This is a genomic window from Nostoc sp. (assembly GCF_036917775.1).
In the GTDB taxonomy this organism is placed as follows: Bacteria; Cyanobacteriota; Cyanobacteriia; order Cyanobacteriales; family Nostocaceae; genus Nostoc.
Genome location: NZ_JBALEQ010000058.1, coordinates 1 through 16,364 on the forward strand (window position 1 = coordinate 1; position 16,364 = coordinate 16,364).

Consider the following 16,364-nt stretch of genomic DNA (forward strand, 5'->3'; position numbering starts at 1 on the left):
TTTAGTAATTTCTCTAATTGTCTGATACCTGTCAAGTAACGACCCTTATTTATGAATCCACTATTTTGTTATTTTGTCAATGCGTAAGTCCTAAATTATTTCAATCAGTTGCAAATGAGCCAACTGAAATTAAAAGGGAACAGGGAAATCGCCGTAATTCAAATCAGGGAATTTGTATGAGGATGTATTTTTTCTTGTACTACGAGTCCCCTTAAAAAATATTTTTATTCCTTTCAGAAAGAAATTTAGGGCGCTGTTACCCTATTATTCGGGGCTAATTTTTCTATTCCCTGTTACCTGTTCCCGCCCCATTGACACAGCCTCTCCAAGAGTTGGAGCTTAGTAAATGTTGCCATCTTTTTGGGAACTCTAGATACTGAGGTATTCAAAATTAAGCCCTATGGTCAGCATTCCCGGATATCAAATTAGCAAAGAACTATATAACGGTTCTCGAACATTGGTTTACCGCGCTAATCGAGAAAGTGACCAAAAATCTGTGGTGATTAAGCTGATGAAAACCGCTTATCCCAGCTTCAGCGAATTGGTACAGTTTCGCAACCAGTTCACCATTGCCAAAAATTTGAATCTACCTGGAATTATCCAAACCTATAGTCTGGAACCCTATCAGAATGGCTATGTGTTAGTGATGGAAGACTTTGGGGGAATTTCCTTGAAGGAATGGGGACTTGTACTGAGCGTACCCCTTCCCTACGGGACGCTGCGCGAACGGGGAAGCAAGCTACGCGTAGCGTCTCCTAGAGAAGCCGAAGTAGTGGAGGGAAGGGTAGAATCTCTAATTGAGTTTTTACAAGTAGCGATCGCACTGTGCAATACATTAGATATTCTAATTCGTCATCGGATCATTCACAAGGATATTAAACCCGCCAATATTTTAATTAATCCAGACACTAAAGAAGTTAAGTTAATTGACTTTAGTATTGCATCTCTATTGCCACGAGAAACTCAAACCCTGATGAGTCCTAATGTGTTAGAAGGGACACTTGGCTATTTGTCTCCAGAACAAACTGGAAGAATGAATCGAGGGATTGATTACCGTACTGATTTTTATTCTCTAGGTGTAACTTTTTACGAATTACTAACAGGGCAATTACCATTTCAATCACACGATCCGATGGAATTGGTACATTGTCATATTGCCAAACTTCCGCCTTTAGTACATGAGATTAATCCGCAAATTGCGCCTGTAGTGTCATCTATTGTGAATAAATTGATGGCAAAAAATGCCGAAGACCGCTATCAGAGTGCATTTGGGCTGAAATATGATTTAGAAAATTGTTTAGCTCAATTCAAGGAGACAGGGAAAATTGTAAGTTTTCCAATTGCTCAACGGGATGTGTGCGATCGCTTTATTATCCCAGAAAAACTCTATGGTCGTGAGCATGAAGTTGAAACTCTGCTCAAAGCCTTTGACCGTGTTAGCAATAATCAGACAGAACTAATGCTGGTGGCTGGTTTTTCTGGTATTGGTAAAACTGCTTTGGTCAACGAGGTTCACAAACCCATTGTCCGGCAGAGGGGCTACTTCATTAAAGGGAAATATGACCAATTTAATCGTAATATTCCCTTTTCCGCTTTTGTGCAGGCATTTCGAGACTTAATGGGGCAATTGGTGACTGAAAGTGATGCCCAATTGTCAAGTTGGAAAAATAAAATTTTACAAGTACTGGGTGATCAAGGGCAAGTCATTCTTGAAGTAATTCCAGAACTGGAACAAATTATTGGTCAACAACCACCTGCAACGGAACTCTTACCAAGTGCAGCCCAGAATCGCTTTAATTTACTCTTCCAAAAATTCATTCAGGTATTCACCACAAAAGAACATCCACTAGTAATTTTCCTTGATGATTTGCAGTGGGCTGATTCTGCATCACTCAAATTGATGCAACTGCTGATGAACGAGTCAGGAAGTGGCTCTTTACTTTTAATTGGAGCTTATCGAGATAATGAAGTCTCCACCGCACATCCGTTGATGTTGACTTTAATGGATATTCGCAAAGCTAATGCTACGATTCACAGCATTACTTTAGCTCCACTTACTAAAGCCAGTTTAAATCAATTGGTGGTTGATACCTTGAGTTGTTCAGATAAAATTGCCCAACCATTAACTCGACTCGTTTATCAAAAAACTCAAGGAAATCCATTTTTTGTAACGCAATTTCTCAAAGTATTGTATGAAGATGGACTGATTACTTTTGATTTTGCTCAAGGACATTGGCAATGTGATATTGCTACTGTGAAATCTCTGGCTCTCACCGATGATGTGGTAGAGTTCGTAGCATTACAATTGCAGAAATTGCCAGCAGCAACGCAAAATGTGTTGAAATTAGCTGCGTGTATTGGCAACTCTTTTGATTTGCTAACCTTAGCAATTGTTTCTGAACAATCGGAAACCGAAACGGCAGCATCTTTATGGAAAGCTTTGCAAGAAGGGTTAGTTTTACCTACTAGTGAAGTTTATAAATTTTTTCAAGATAATGGGCATGATTGTGGCTCAAATCCTTTAAATTCAAATTTCCAACTCCCTATCTACAAATTTTTGCATGACCGTGTGCAGCAAGCTGCCTATTCGCTAATTCCAGATGAAGAGAAACAATTTACGCATCTTAAAATTGGTCAATTACTCTTGCAAAATACCTCTGAGTCTCAGCAAGAGGAGCGAATTTTTGAGATTGCCAGTCAGTTAAATCGAGGAATATTGCTAATCACCCAACCGGCTGAACGTCAACAATTAGCTCAGTTAAATCTGAATGCTGGTCGAAAAGCAAAAGAAGCTACAGCTTATGGTGCAGCAATTCATTACTTCTATTCTGGAATGCAGCTGCTGACAATTAATAGTTGGGAAATCGCCTACGAACTGACTAGAAGTTTATACGAAGAAGCTGCCGAAGCTGCCTTTCTCAACAATGAATTTGAGCAGATGGAATCTCTTATCCAGGTCGTCATCGAAGAAACAACCACCTTACTGGATAGGGTGAAAGTTTATGAAGTCCAACTCCAAGCTGATCAGGTGCGGAATCAATCCTTCAAAGCGATCGCAATTGGGCGTGAACTTCTCGCTCAACTTGGGGTAACATTACCTGAATCAGTAACACCTCTAGACATTCAGCAAGCTGTAGTCAACACGCTCTCCACCTTGGCTGACAGGAGTATTCAGGGCTTAGTTGATTTGCCATTGATGAATGATCCCAAAGCTTTAGTTGCTTTGCGGATTATGGCTAGCATCGCTCCCGCCATCCATCAGGCTGCGCCTTATCTGTTCCCAATTATTGCCTGCGAAGAGGTGAATGTATCTCTTAAATACGGCAATGCACCACTTTCTGCACCAGGGTATGCAGATTTTGGAATTGTACTTAATACTTGTAACCAACTGGAGTCAGGCTACGAATTTGGCAACCTAGCTTTAATGCTTGTAGATAGATTTCAAGCAAAATCTGTTCAAAGTATGACTATATTTAAGGTGGGTGCATTAAATCAATGTAATAAACAACATGTTCGCACCGCAATTAGTTTATTACAGGAATCCCATAGTTTTGGATTAGAGACAGGCGATTTTTTTCATGTGCTAGCATCGATGATTTTTAAGTTATTTTATGTCTATTTAAGTGGGACAGAAGTTTTGGAAATCCTGCTAGCAGATATCAAAGCCTACGAGTTTAATTTTGCCAAAAATCAGCGTTTATTAAATTGGTCTAATATCGTCTGCCAAAGCATTAAAAATCTAACCGAATATAGCCACAATCCAGAGTGCCTGATTGGTGAAGATTGTCAAGAAGAACAACTTTTATCTGCGCTACTCAAAGAAAACGACGAATTAACACTCCATATATTTTACTTAAGTAAGTTAACACTCAGTTATCTTTTTGAGAATTTTCCGGCGGCAGTTGAGAATGCAAATCAGGGAGAGCAATACCTCAACGGTGCAGCAGGAATGCTATCTGTGCCTGTTTTCTACTACTACGATTCTTTGTCTCGGCTGGCTGCCTATCCAACGGCTGAACCGTCTCAACAGGAGCAATTACTGTTGAAGGTTGCCGAAAATCAAGAACAATTGCAGTTTCGAGCCAAATTTGCACCGATGAATTTCCAGCATAAATTTGATTTGGTGGAAGCAGAACGCTATCGGGTTTTGGGCGAAAAAATAGCAGCAATAGAATTATACGATCGCGCCATAACTCTAGCGAAAGAAAACGAATATATCCAAGAAGAAGCTTTGAGCAATGAGCTAGCTGCCAAGTTTTACCTAAACTGGGGCAAAGAAAAAATCGCCCAAGTTTATATGCAGGAAGCTTATTACTGTTATGCTCGTTGGGGCGCTAAAGCCAAAACTGAGGATTTAGAAAAACGCTATCCTCAACTTCTGGCTCCCATCTTACAAGGGCAGCATCATCGCTTACAACTGAGTTCAACCATTGATGGATCGTTATTCCCACATCAAACTATCCACACAAATCTTTCTAGCAGCAGCATTTCTGAAGCCCTCGATTTTGCCACTATTTTTAAAGCTTCACAAGCTCTATCTAGTGAAATTCAATTAGAGCAATTACTTACTACCCTTTTGCAAGTGGTGATGGAAAATGCCGGCGCACAAAAAGCGGCTCTGCTTGTACTCCAACAGGGTGATTTAGTGGTTGAAGCTGTAGCCACCATCAACGAAGGAGTGACTCTAGTATCTGTACCATTGTCAACCAGCGAAGGCATTCCCATTACACTGATAAACTATGTCAAACGCCGCTTAAAAACTGTTGTGCTAGATGATGCAACAGCACAAACTGATTTTATTGCTGACTCATATTTCATGCAGCAACAACCTAAGAGTGTGTTGTGTACGCCGATGTTAAATCAAGGTAAACTCATCGGGCTATTATATCTAGAAAATCCGTTGACAATTGGTGCATTTACGAGCGATCGCACCGAAGTTATCCAACTGCTATGCACCCAAGCCGCCATCTCTCTAGAAAATGCCCGTCTTTATCAAGAATCTCAAAATTATGCCCATCAACTAGAGCGATCGCTACAAGAACTAGAGCATACCCAATTACAAATGGTGCAAAACGAAAAAATGGCAATCTTGGGTAATTTAGTTGCTGGGGTAGCACATGAAATTAATAATCCCATTGGATTTTTGAAAGGCAGCCTTAACAATGCCGAAGAGTATATTCAAGACTTACTCGCTCATATCCAATCTTACCAACAACATCATCCCACTCCCGCGATCGCAGTCATTGAGCATGGCGAAGAAATTGACCTAGAATTCTTGACTCAAGACTTACCAAAGCTTGTAAGCTCAATGAAGGTGGCAAGCGAACGGATTAAAGACATTAGCATTAGTCTTCGCACTTTCTCCAGAGCCGATACAACCGAAAAAGTTGCTTGTAATCTCCATGAAGGGATTGAAAGTACGCTGTTGATTTTGAAGTATCGCCTCAAAGCTAACGAAAAACGTCCAGCAATTGAAGTTATCACCGAATACGGCAAATTACCACTAGTCAAGTGCTTTTTAGGACAATTAAATCAAGTATTTATGAATATCCTTGCTAATGCAATTGATGCCTTAGATACATCCAGTGAGGGACTTTCTTTTGCCCAAGCACAAGCTAACCATCACCAAATACTGATTAACACAGAAGTATCCAGTGATCAAAGCAAGGTGACAATTCGCATCAAAGATAACGGTCAGGGGATGCCAGAGGAGATTAGAGCCAGGATCTTTGACCACCTGTTTACAACCAAAGAGGTTGGAAAGGGAACAGGATTAGGATTAGCGATCGCTCGTCAAATTGTCGAGGAAACCCATAATGGGCGGTTGAGGTGCAATTCTGTGCTTGGTGAAGGAACAGAATTTGTCATTGAAATTCCGGTTTTTTAACGGATCGCAGAAGTCCTCACCCTTTCTACGAGACACTATTTGCGTTCAACTCTGAGTAGGGTGGGGATAGGGAGAAGCTGATAATGATTGCATAACACGTGGCATTTCTTGGTAGTGTGGACAACAGTAATAGCACAATTCTCTAAAATCTGTATAACTTGATTCTAAATTAGGTATCGTTCAGAGTTAAGATGACACAATTGCATTGAATTGTGGTTAAAGCTACAAAAATTGTTAAAACAACTAACTAATACCGTATTTCCAGCCTCAGTCTTCCGACTAGAGAGTGGTTTAACTTTTATTCATCAAGAGATTCCCACTACTCCAGTAGTTGTGGCTGATGTTTGGGTGCGTGCTGGAGCAAGCCTAGAGCCAAAACCGTGGTTTGGAATGGCGCACTTTTTAGAACACATGATTTTTAAAGGTACGGCAACGCTTCCCCCTGGAATGTTCGATTCCAAAGTTGAAAACCGGGGCGGCGTAAGTAATGCGGCAACAAGCTATGATTATGCTAATTATTCACTCACCACAGCCGCTCCTTATTTAAAAGATACTTTGCCCTACTTGGGTGAACTACTACTCAATGCGGCAATTCCAGAAGACGAATTTAGCCGCGAACGGGACGTAGTGTTAGAGGAAATTCGCTCTTGTCAGGACGATTCCGACTGGATAGGATTTCAAGCTCTGATTCAAAGCATCTATCCACATCACCCTTACGGGCGTTCGGTGTTGGGTACTGAGCAAGAACTGATGCAGCAGTCTCCAGAAGCAATGCGCTGTTTTCATCATGCCCACTATCAGCCAGAAAATATGACAGTGGTAATTGCTGGGGGTATAGCCCAGCAACCAGCTTTGGAATTAGTAAATCGTTCATTTAGTGATTTTGCCGAACGCTCGAATTGTCCGCAGTTTGAGAAAGTGGCAAAGCCAGTAATAACAGGAATTCACCGTCAAGAACTGTGTTTACCACGCATAGAGCAAGCACGATTGTTGATGGCTTGGTTGGTACCAGGAGTAGAAGAAATCCGCACTAGCTATGGTCTAGATTTATTGTCAGTGTTATTGGCAGAAGGGCGGACTTCGCGTTTAGTGCGTGATTTGCGAGAAGACTTGCAATTGGTACAAGGAATTTATAGTAGTTTTTCTCTACAACGGGAATCAAGTTTATTTACAATTACTGCCTGGTTGGAACCAGAAAATCTGGAAGAAGTTGAGTCTTTAATTTGCGCTCATTTGGATAATTTGCAGACTGAAGGAATTAGCGAACAAGAACTTGCTCGTACACGCAGGTTGCTATGTAACGAGTATGCGTTTTCTACCGAAACGCCAAATCAACTGACAGGGCTTTATGGCTATTACAATACCATCGCCCAAGCTGAATTAGCTGTGACATATCCCCAGCAGATTAAGTCTTTTGATGCTCAAGAACTACAAAAATTAGCTAAACAATATCTCTCACCGCAGAATTATGCGGTTACTGTACTTAAACCGTGTTAGTTATTGAGAATGGGGAATTGGGAATTGGGAATTGGGAATGGGGCATTGGGCAAATGACAAAGGACAAAGGACAAATGACAACCTTGCTGCAAAAATCGCCTATCCATCGCACTGTATTGAATAATGGCATTGTCGTGCTGGCGGCAGAAAATCCTGCTGCGGATATTATTGCAGCGCGGATCTTTGTGCGTGCCGGTAGTTGTAACGAAAACCGTGAGCAAGCAGGGTTGGCGCATTTGCTATCAGCAGTGATGACAAAGGGATGCGATGGACTTTCTAGTTTGGAAATTGCTGAAAAAGTCGAGTCTGTAGGGGCAAGTTTGAGTGCGGATGCTGGCACTGATTATTTTTTGCTATCTTTCAAGACGGTAACATCAGATTTTGGTGAAATTTTAGCATTGGCAGGGCGGATTTTGCGATCGCCTACTTTTCCTGAAACTCAAGTTGAACTAGAACGCCGTTTAGCACTTCAGGATATTCGTTCGCAAAAAGAGCAACCGTTCAATGTCGCCTTTGAACAAATGCGGCAGGTAATGTACCAAAATCATCCCTACTCAATGTCAGTGCTGGGAGATGAAACTACTATGAGCAGCTTAACTCGTGCAGATTTAGTAGAGTATCATCAAACTTATTTCCGCCCAGATAATGTAGTAATTAGCATTGCTGGGAGAGTCACACCTATAGATGCAGCAGCGTTGGTGGAAGAAGTTTTTGCTGATTGGCAAGCGCCAGCCCAAGCACTACCAATACTGAATTTACCTGAAATTAAAGTGGAACCGCAGGTAAAGGTTAAGCCAGTACAGACACAACAATCAATCGTGATGCTCGGTTATTTGGGAACATCGGTGAATTCTGTTGACTACGCCGCCCTGAAGTTGCTGTGTACTTACTTGGGAAATGGGCTTTCTAGTCGCTTGTTTGTCGAATTGCGCGAAAAACGCGGTTTAGCTTACGAAGTATCTGCCTTTTACTCCACAAGGCTATTTCCAGCCTCATTTGTAGTTTACATGGGTACAGCACCGGAGAATACCAGTATTGCCCTAGAAGGACTACGTACAGAAGTAGATTTATTATCTACCACCGAAGTCTCTGAAAGCGCCCTCCAAGCTGCGAAAAATAAAATTCTGGGGCAGTACGCCTTGGGTAAACAAACCAACGGGCAAATTGCTCAGATATATGGCTGGTATGAAATTTTGGGCTTAGGAATTGATTTTGATATCAAGTTTCAAGAATTGATTGCGGCGGTGAGTGCCAAGGATGCGATCGCTGCCGCCAGTAAGTATTTAAAATCACCTTATTTGTCTTTAGTTGGTCAAGAAGAAGCAATTAACCGTGCGATCGCCTAACTAAAACTGTGCAAAGTCGGTAGCGTATCTCTACGGGAAGCAAGGTACGCATAACGTATCGCAGAAAAGACATCGTAAATAGAGCAGCTGTTTTTTAGACCAAGCGGCTGTACCATTAGCATGAGAATATTCTGGGAGGAAATTCCATGCAAAGCAGCCTGACAGCAAGTATTTTGAGTTACTTAAAATTACTAGACCGCACTGTAAATCGCTGTGGAATGGAAAAACGGCAAAAAAGTTGGTGGACAAAGAGGTCTAAATCTTTCTCAGCCATTGAAATACTCTTGTTATCCGCAACGCCTCTGCTTATTGCCTCAACGCCTTTAATATCAATAGCAGCGCCACAAAAAATTGCCCAAATAAATCCTGGAGATAGCATCAACCGCCCTAATCTCCAAGTTGGTAGCCAAGGCGAACGTGTATCTGAACTTCAGGCAGCTCTGAAACTTTTGGGTTTTTACTCTGGCGCAGTAGATGGTATTTATAGTGAGAATACGGCCAGTGCTGTTGCCCGTTTTAAACAAGCAGCTGGTTTGAATCCAGATGGAGTTGTTGATGCCAGCACATGGCAAAGACTTTTCCCTAATCAACCAGTAGCAGCATCAACCATCCCTTCATCCCAGCCAAGATTTAACTCAGCTACGAATTTTCCTGTTCCAACTCAGGCTAGCAGCCTCACCAACGTTGCAAATCCTAACCCCAACCCCCCAAGACAAGCTGCAACACAAGTTGCAACTATCCCTGAACCAAGACCTACTACCCCAAGAAAAGGTACAACACAAGTTGCGACTAGCTCTGAGCCAAGACCTGCTACCCCAAGAAAAGGTACAACACAAGTTGCGACTAGCCCTGAGCCAAGACCTGCTACCCCAAGAAAAGGTACAAATTCAAGCACACAAAAAACGCCAAATCGTAATACATCCACTGCTAGAACTCAGTCAGCCACACGGACTGGGCAAACTACACGAACTCAGAAAAATACAACTACTCAGCGAACTCCTGGTATTCAATACACCTCTGAAGGATTGCCAATTTTACGTATAGGATTACGTGGTTCTGAAGTTGTTAAGTTGCAACAACAACTGAAAAAGCTTGGTTTCTTGAAAGGCGATGCCGATGGAGACTTTGGTGAGACAACTGAGACTGCTGTGAAAGCAGCACAAAAGCGGTATGGTTTAGAAGCTGATGGTGTCGTTGGTGGCTCTACTTGGGAGGTTATTTTGCGGCGCTAGCCTTACTAGGGAGCATAGCCAGCGTCTCTTTTGCCTGTAACCAAAGTTGCGGGCAAGATGCTCTGAAGTTTTGATAACTTATTTCTTTTTTGGAAGTCCCCAAGGTACAGAGGTTTTTCAACTTCAATAAACCTCTGTATGGGTTTTGCGCTTCACAGCATTTTTTATCAAAACAGAATTCAGGAGTCAGGTAAGGAGGGCTATTGTTCAGTAATTCTTCTCTCAAGTACAGCTTCTCTTCTCCCCCTGCCCCCTCTGCCTGCCCTCAACCCATAAATATTACTTAACCACACGGTATTGCGAGGGTAGCCCATTCTAACTTCTGAATTCTTTTTTATGAATTTAATCCGGTACATCCTGCAATACGATAAAGATACACCGATTAGAAATATCTCTCTATGCCAGGACGGAAAAATTACATTACTTTTGGGCTAACAAAGGATAATAGCAACTTTATGAGTCAAGCAGAAAGACACATGATAGTGCTACAAATCACAACTGGCAACAGTGAAATTAATTAAACTTACTGCTAATTCCTCTAAAAAAACTTATGCAACACTTTTTATTAACTTGGCTCGGTACTGCGGTGGCGTTATTTATTACTGCTAATATCGTTCCGGGATTCTTTATCAAGAATTTTGTGGTTGCCTTAGTCGCTGCCCTGGTTATTGGTCTGGTTAACGCATTTGTTAGACCAGTTTTGCAGATTTTGACCTTTCCGATTACCTTGCTCACCTTTGGTTTATTTACATTGGTAATCAACGCTTTAACACTTTGGTTAGCAAGTGCTTTAACCCCTGGTTCTGGTTTTGAGATTCAAGGCTTTTTACCTGCTTTGTTAGGTTCAATCGTGCTAGCTATTGTTTCTAGCATAATTAACTATTTGTTGAGAGTTGTTGACTAGAAAATTAGTTGAAGTTTTGTAATCTCATAATATTTGAGGCTTTGTTACTTTAGCTAATGACTTAATGACTAATAATATTTGAAGCTTGGGCAACAGCTAGCGTTATCGCTCCTGGTTGCCCTTGTAGCTGGAAAATTTGTTTAGGAATTAAGAGTCTCACTCCCAATGCTTCTGTGCTGGTAAAGGGGGGAGCAGTCAACAACGAGGCTTGAGTCGCTGCAAGAATAGCAGCTGCCTCTGCTACGCTAGGTGTACCAACTTTTTGGTCAGTAATTGTGGCAGGGTTGGGGACACAGACAGAGCAAAGAATTTCCGCAGAAAAGGTTTTTAGAGGCAGATTGCGTAGGTGGCAAAGTCCTACTAAACCAACTTCCAAGGCTTTAGCGTCAATAGTAGCAATCCCGGCGATCGCACTTTGAAAAAGTTGATTTTCTCGAAAGGCTTCCTCAATAGCCCAATCAATCAATTGCCGTGAGGTTCCCCGCTTACAACCGATTCCTACCCAGAAAACCTGTTGCACTTGGTGTATTTCCTTAATTCAATTCTTCAAGGTTTGGTGTTGGCTTAGAGGACAATACCCTTAGGTTAAGGGCAACTGGCAAAATTTTGGGTTTTCGAGACGCGATAAATCGCCGTCTCTACAAGTGTTTTGGTCTTATTTGAACTGTATTGCCTTACAGGAAGCGATCGCCAAGGTGCGATCGCTTCCCCCAATTATCGAAAAACGTAAACTTTCCCTACACTAAACATCCCTTTTGTCAACTAGAAGCTTTCACCGCCGCTTCTGTTTGGGAATGTAATAACAAACCATATTCCAAACCCTCCACCACCGCTTGATAGGAAGCCTCCAAAATATTGGTGGAAACCCCTACCGTCGTCCAGCGTTGACGACCATTGCCTGATTCTACCAACACACGGGTTTTTGCCGCAGTGCCCGTATGTCCGTTGAGAATCCGCACTTTGTAATCTGTCAAATCAAAGGTTGCTATTTGGGGATAAAAGTTCACCAAAGCCTTGCGTAAAGCTGCATCCAAAGCTGCAACGGGGCCGTTACCTTCTGCCGCCTCCAGAATATTTTTGCCATCAACAGCGATTTTGACTGTAGCTAGGGCGTTACTAGTTTCTTTCCCCTCAATCAAGTCACAGTGGACTTGAAAACCTTTGACTTCAAAAAACTTCTGGCGACCTCCCAAAGCTTCGTGCATCAGTAGCGCAAAACTGGCCTCTGCTGCTTCAAATTGAAATCCTTCACTCTCCAAATCTTTAAGACGTTGGAGAATTTGCTTGGCTTCTGCCTTTAGCTGATCGAGGTCAATCCCAAAACTACGGGCTTTAGCTAGAACATTGCTGAGTCCAGACTGTTCAGAAATCACAATGCGGCGATGATTCCCGACTTGTTCCGGCTGAATATGTTCGTAAGTTAGAGGATTACGTTCTACTGCTGATACATGAATACCACCCTTGTGGGCAAAAGCCGAAAGTCCCACAAAGGGAGCGTGTTCATCTGGCGCGAGGTTGACCACTTCACTAACAAAACGACTAGCTTCTGTAAGTTGTGTTAGCTGGTCTTCTGTGATACAACTGTAACCCAGCTTCAGTTGTAAATTGGGAATTAAAGAACAGAGGTTAGCATTGCCGCAACGTTCACCGTAACCATTAATTGTCCCTTGCACCATCTTTGCCCCTGCCATCACGGCAGCTATTGCGTTAGCAACCGCCATTTCGGAATCGTTATGAGTATGAATTCCAATTTGAGGGATTGTCCTTTGTCCGTTGTCCTTCGTCATTGGTTCTTGACTAATGACAAATGACAAATGACTACTGACATCTTGAACAATTTGGCCAATTTCATGAGGTAAAGTGCCGCCATTGGTATCACAGAGGACTAGCCATTCAGCGCCAGATGCGATCGCAGCCTCTAATGTTTGTAAAGCATAATCTGGATTGTGCTTGTAACCATCAAACCAATGTTCGGCATCGTAGATAATGCGACGACCTTGAGAACGGAGGTACTCAATGGTGTCACGAATCATCGCCAAATTTTCTTCTAATGTCGTTTTGAGGCTAGTTGTAACGTGTAAATCCCAAGACTTACCAAAAATCGTTACCCAGCGAGTTCCCGCAGCCAAAATATCCTGTAGCATCGGTTCGGTTGCGGCAGTGGAGTTGGGCCGTCGAGTCGAACAAAAAGCCACAATTTCAGCAAGTTTTAGCGGATCTTCTTGGAGTTGCCAGAAAAATTGTACATCCTTAGGATTAGCACCAGGCCAACCGCCTTCAATGAAGGGAACTCCCAGTTGATCGAGTCTCTTGGCAATGCGTAACTTATCTTCTATCGATACAGATAGCCCCTCGCGCTGAGTGCCATCCCGTAATGTAGTGTCATAGAGCCAAAGTTGAGGTGAGGAATTTGTGGTCATAAAACTGGGACCGACGAGACAACTTTCGAGGCAATGTGTCAATATACAACAAAAAGCCTGTTTGACAGTTTAAAAATGCCTAAAGTACTAGCTGAAGGTAAAACAATTGAGTGCATAAGTGGAAGCAATCTCCGAACAATTTTGCTGCAAAATGGTATTAACCTCTACAATGACGGTGCTAAGGTAATAAACTGTCGGGGCATTGGCAGTTGCGGAACTTGTGCGGTTAAGGTAGAGGGCGAAGTATCAGCAGCGAATTGGCGCGATCAAGCCCGGCGTTCGCTTCCTCCCCATTCTCCTACAACAGACTTGCGTTTAGCCTGCCAAACTAAAGTTTTAGGCGATGTGAAAGTGACAAAGTTTGATGGATTTTGGGGACAAGGTTCTCGAATAGTGTGGACACCAAAAGGTTAACAAGGAGTAAGACAAGATGGGTAGATGGACACCCCTAATTTTAATGGCTGGAGGTTTGGCCATTCTGCTTGGTACATTACTAGGCATTAATTTTCCTATGGGCGTGCAAAGCGCTAACGCTCCCAGTGGTAAAGCAGCAAAAGTTCTGCCAGCTAATATCAATGTTAATAGCAGTGCTGGCAGCAAAAATGAAGAAACTGCAACAGAAGGAAACGAAACAACCGAAACAAACGAAAACAGACGCAGTATTGTAGCCCCAAGACCTGACAACAGAAGTAGCGTTGCTCAGAATCCTTCTGATGACTCAACATCACCTGCTGACAGTACAACAGACGGCAGTACAGATAGTTCCGAAAACACGCCATCCACTGATGTCAATCAAGGCAACGAACCAATTCGCGCCTTGTGGTAACGATATATCCGTCTTTAGTTACGAGTTATAGGTTATAAGTTATGAGTTAATTAGTTATGTACTAATGACTAATGACAAATGACTAATGACAAATGACTAATGACTAGTGAGATCGTAATTATTGGTGGCGGCGTTATTGGTTTAGCGATCGCTATTGAACTAAAAATGCGCGGGACAAACGTCACCGTGCTTTGTCGTGACTTTCAAGCTGCCGCTACCCACGCCGCCGCCGGGATGTTAGCACCAGACGCGGAAAACATCACTAATGAGGCAATGCGTTCATTGTGTTGGCGATCGCGTGCTTTATATCCCGACTGGACAACTAAACTAGAAGAACTAACTGGTTTAAATACTGGCTACCGTGCCTGTGGTATTCTCGCACCCGTCTTTGAAGAGGCAGGGGGGCAGGGGGGCAGGGGGGAAAGTCTTTCTTCCTCATCCCCTGCTTACTGGTTCAATAAAGAGGCAATTCATCAATATCAGCCAGGATTAGGAGCAGAGGTAGTTGGTGGCTGGTGGTATCCTGAAGATGCACAAGTTGATAATAAGGCTTTAGCTCAAGTATTGCGGACGGCGGCTGAGTGTGTTGGTGTTGAACTCAAAGACGGTATTACAGTAGAAGCATTTTTACAGCAGCAAGGACAAGTAGTTGGCGTGCAAACCAATGTTGGGATAATTCGCGCCGCCCACTATGTTTTAGCTTCAGGTGCTTGGTCAAATGAGTTGTTGCTGCTACCCGTGCTACCCAGAAAAGGACAAATGCTGAGTGTACGAATACCAGAATTTGCGCCGGAAGTGCCCTTAAAGCGGATTTTGTTTGGGGATAATACTTACATCGTACCAAGACGCGATCGCCTGATCATTGGAGCAACAAGCGAAGACGTTGGTTTCACCCCCAACAATACCCCAGACGGCATTCAAAAATTATTACAAGCTGCCATCCGGCTGTATCCTCAATTAAAGGATTATCCCATCCAAGAATTCTGGTGGGGATTTCGCCCAGCCACCCCCGATGAATTACCCATCCTTGGCACTAGCCACTGTGAAAATTTAACTCTTGCTACAGGTCATTACCGTAACGGGATTCTACTTACACCCATAACAGCCGTATTGATTGCCGATTTAATATTAGAACAAAAGCCCGATCCTCTACTTGCTGATTTTCACTATTCGCGCTTCCAATCCCAGCCATCTACCTCAACCGCAATGCTGACTCACTCTGCCAACTTCTCCAACGGACACCATACCCCAGACGCGATGAATCGCGTCTCTACAAATTCGCCGCTAATTATTGCTGGCAAAACCTTTCAATCCCGCTTAATGACGGGAACTGGTAAGTATCGCAGCATAGAAGAAATGCAGCAAAGCGTTGCTGCCAGTGATTGCCAGATTGTCACCGTGGCTGTACGACGGGTACAAACCAAGGCCCCCGGACATGAAGGTTTAGCCGAAGCTTTGGATTGGACAAAAATTTGGATGTTGCCCAATACCGCAGGTTGCCAAACTGCTGAAGAAGCGATTAGGGTGGCGCGTTTGGGGCGAGAAATGGCGAAATTGTTAGGGCAGGAAGATAATAATTTTGTCAAGTTAGAAGTGATACCTGACTTTAAGTATTTACTCCCAGACCCAATTGGGACGCTGCAAGCCGCAGAACAACTAGTTAAAGAAGGTTTTGCAGTATTGCCCTATATTAACGCTGACCCCATGTTAGCCAAGCGTTTAGAAGAAGTAGGCTGTGCGACAGTAATGCCTTTGGCATCGCCGATTGGTTCTGGACAAGGGCTAAAAACAACTGCCAACATCCAAATTATCATCGAAAATGCGAATGTGCCGGTGGTGGTAGATGCTGGTATCGGTTCACCCTCAGAAGCTGCTCAAGCAATGGAATTGGGAGCAGATGCTTTATTGATTAATAGTGCGATCGCTCTTTCTCCAAACCCAGCAGCAATGGCTCGTGCCATGAATTTAGCAACAGTCGCCGGTCGCCTAGCATACCTTGCTGGTAGGATGCCGATCAAAGATTATGCTAGTCCTAGTTCACCTCTCACCGGGACGATTACTAATTAGGGAATGGGGAATGGGGAATGTGAGACAAGGGGACAAGAGGTGAGAACTTGAAACAAGTCTTTCCCCTTGTCCCCAATTCTCCTTGTCCCCAAGTCCTCTTCCCAATTCCCAATAATGTAACGATTTGTCTAGCAGTTTCAGAGCGGATTTAGCATTTATGTAACATTAAATGAACTATCAAGATA

General features: G+C 43.0%; 10 protein-coding genes. 8 read left to right on the forward strand and 2 right to left on the reverse strand.

Going from position 1 to position 16,364, the window contains the following annotated elements:
* The first annotated feature begins 400 nt into the window (after positions 1-400).
* From V7K69_RS09535 to V7K69_RS09555, 5 genes are all read left to right on the forward strand, one after another.
* Positions 401-5,887: a trifunctional serine/threonine-protein kinase/ATP-binding protein/sensor histidine kinase gene (locus tag V7K69_RS09535; RefSeq protein ID WP_335033621.1), complete on the forward strand. Its 5,487-nt coding sequence runs from the start codon at positions 401-403 to the stop codon at positions 5,885-5,887.
* Positions 5,888-6,118: 231 nt separating this feature from the next.
* Positions 6,119-7,384: a M16 family metallopeptidase gene (locus V7K69_RS09540; protein ID WP_335033623.1), complete on the forward strand. Its 1,266-nt coding sequence runs from the start codon at positions 6,119-6,121 to the stop codon at positions 7,382-7,384.
* Positions 7,385-7,458: 74 nt separating this feature from the next.
* Positions 7,459-8,730: a M16 family metallopeptidase gene (locus V7K69_RS09545; protein WP_335033748.1), complete on the forward strand. Its 1,272-nt coding sequence runs from the start codon at positions 7,459-7,461 to the stop codon at positions 8,728-8,730.
* 146 nt (positions 8,731-8,876) lie between these two features.
* Positions 8,877-9,962, forward strand: a complete 1,086-nt coding sequence (locus V7K69_RS09550) for a peptidoglycan-binding domain-containing protein (protein ID WP_335033625.1) — start codon at positions 8,877-8,879, stop codon at positions 9,960-9,962.
* Positions 9,963-10,512: 550 nt separating this feature from the next.
* Positions 10,513-10,866: a phage holin family protein gene (locus V7K69_RS09555; RefSeq protein WP_335033628.1), complete on the forward strand. Its 354-nt coding sequence runs from the start codon at positions 10,513-10,515 to the stop codon at positions 10,864-10,866.
* A 61-nt stretch (positions 10,867-10,927) separates the two neighbouring features.
* Here V7K69_RS09555 and V7K69_RS09560 read toward each other — a convergent pair whose 3' ends face one another.
* Both V7K69_RS09560 and cimA read right to left on the reverse strand, forming a co-directional pair.
* A complete protein-coding gene (locus V7K69_RS09560) occupies positions 10,928-11,386 on the reverse strand; it encodes a cobalamin biosynthesis protein (RefSeq protein WP_335033630.1) in 459 nt (152 codons plus the stop codon).
* Positions 11,387-11,624: 238 nt separating this feature from the next.
* Complete coding sequence (cimA, locus tag V7K69_RS09565; protein ID WP_335033632.1) at positions 11,625-13,286, reverse strand: citramalate synthase; 1,662 nt, start codon at positions 13,284-13,286, stop codon at positions 11,625-11,627.
* A gap of 75 nt (positions 13,287-13,361) precedes the next feature.
* On the opposite strand from cimA, the gene V7K69_RS09570 reads away from it, so the two are divergent.
* The 3 genes from V7K69_RS09570 to thiO all read left to right on the forward strand — a co-directional run bounded on the left by V7K69_RS09570 (position 13,362) and on the right by thiO (position 16,179).
* Positions 13,362-13,700 carry a 2Fe-2S iron-sulfur cluster-binding protein gene (locus tag V7K69_RS09570; RefSeq protein WP_335033634.1) on the forward strand — a complete coding sequence of 113 codons (339 nt, stop codon included), beginning with the start codon at positions 13,362-13,364 and terminating at the stop codon, positions 13,698-13,700.
* Positions 13,701-13,716: 16 nt separating this feature from the next.
* Entirely contained in the window at positions 13,717-14,112 is a 396-nt protein-coding gene (locus V7K69_RS09575; RefSeq protein WP_335033636.1) for a hypothetical protein, read from the forward strand.
* 99 nt (positions 14,113-14,211) lie between these two features.
* A complete protein-coding gene (thiO, locus tag V7K69_RS09580) occupies positions 14,212-16,179 on the forward strand; it encodes a glycine oxidase ThiO (RefSeq protein ID WP_335033638.1) in 1,968 nt (655 codons plus the stop codon).
* Positions 16,180-16,364 lie beyond the last annotated feature (185 nt).